2 protein-coding genes are annotated in these 1,503 nt (G+C 66.9%); both read left to right on the top strand.

What is annotated here, in order from left to right:
- Positions 1 to 121: 121 nt before the first annotated feature.
- On the top strand, positions 122 to 514 hold the full coding sequence (locus ACFYML_RS36575; protein ID WP_387425011.1) for a hypothetical protein: 393 nt from the start codon (positions 122 to 124) through the stop codon (positions 512 to 514).
- Between the two features lie 446 nt (positions 515 to 960).
- Entirely contained in the window at positions 961 to 1,266 is a 306-nt protein-coding gene (locus ACFYML_RS36570) for an ATP-grasp domain-containing protein (protein ID WP_387425010.1), read from the top strand.
- Positions 1,267 to 1,503 lie beyond the last annotated feature (237 nt).

Genomic DNA, 1,503 nt, shown 5'->3' with positions numbered 1-1,503 from the left:
CGTCGAATATGAGACCGCGCACTACGCTTCAACCCGAAACCACAACAGGGCCGCTGCGGCCTAACAACGCCCTCCGGCAACTCCAGGCCGATTCATTCTCATCGTCGAGGGTGGCTTGCAGGTGTGCGACACCGCCACCGGGATGGCGGTTGTGCCGGGCTGCTGTGCCGGGCTAGAGGAATGGCGGGAGTGGACGCAGGTCATTTCGGGTGGTTCGCCGTGGTTGGGCCATGACCCGGGCCCGGAGGCTGAGGTGGTCGACGACAATCTTCGGGTGTGGCAGGACGGCGGCCCGAACCGGCATCGTGGCCGCTGGGCCGGGCTCCACGTCGACATGCCTCGTAGTGCGCTGCCTGAGCTGCTTGTGCGTGCACAGCGGGACCTGGCCGGCTTCCTCACCGCCCTCACCGGGTGGGCCGAGCGGGCCGGTCTGGGGCGGCGAGGGATCGACCTGGTCGAGGCAGTCGACACCAACTTCACGATCACGCCGCCACTGGACTTGGCGAGCAGCTAATGCCTCGCCGCGGAATCGCGTACGGCCTGGCAGGGCACGCCATCGCCACCATCGTCTTCCTGGGCGTGTTCCTGCTCGACCCCGAAGACCCGGCCGACCGCGCCGCAGCCGCGGTGGGCCTGTCGGTTCTGACGGGTGTGGTCGGGTCAGTAGTCACGCTTGGCGTCGCACTCCGCCGCTCAGCACGAGGTCACCGAGACAGGACCCTGGCGGGGATGCTCACGGCGTGGGCCGTGGGCGCAGTCATCGGAACCATTGCCGCTGGCTTCGTGCTAGTTAGGACGTCGGACTGGAGCGATCATTGCCCATGCGAGGCCCCGATCTCCGTATTTTGACGAAGCTGCTGGCGAGGCCATCCGCTTTGGGAGCACGGGGCACCGGGGGCCGGTCATTGGCCGACGAAGCCCTGACACGAGACCTCCTTTGGCCTGATTGCCGACCTCGCCGTGCACGTAATCCTTGATGCGAACACTTCACCACCGCCGAGGCACGCACCTGGTGGATCGACGGCAAGTGCGCTGATCAGATCGCACCCCGACACGCCCAACGACCTCCCACCCGTCGATGTCGACCTCATCGCGATCGCGCCGCTGGTCGCCGCTTCGGGACTGCCCTTCGTCAGCGTGGATCTCGCTCTGCGGGCTGATGGCGTGTGGCGCGTCGTCGAACTCGGCGACGGTCAGGTCAGCGACCGCCCAACCTCCGTTGACCCCCACGGCGTCGTCACCGCGCTACTCACTGACACCCGCTGATCCGTCCAGCCGTCCACCGCGCCGCCGCTCCCCCGTCGGAGGTCGTCTGGTACCGGCCGGCCATAACCGCGATCTGGTGATGGGCAGCGGATTGCTCGGAAATACTCCAGTTGCCTCCACCCGCGCTCGCCACATAGAGCCCTTTCCAAGCTGATCTTGCAGCTCAGGGCGGGTGTGGCGAGCCCGGAGATCGATGAGGGCGAGGCTCCAGGTAAGACAGCAGTCGACCAAGATCCG

This window comes from Micromonospora sp. NPDC007230 (assembly GCF_042869115.1).
GTDB lineage: Bacteria > Actinomycetota > Actinomycetes > Mycobacteriales > Micromonosporaceae > Micromonospora.
This window is presented reverse-complemented; position numbering and strand designations above follow the sequence as displayed.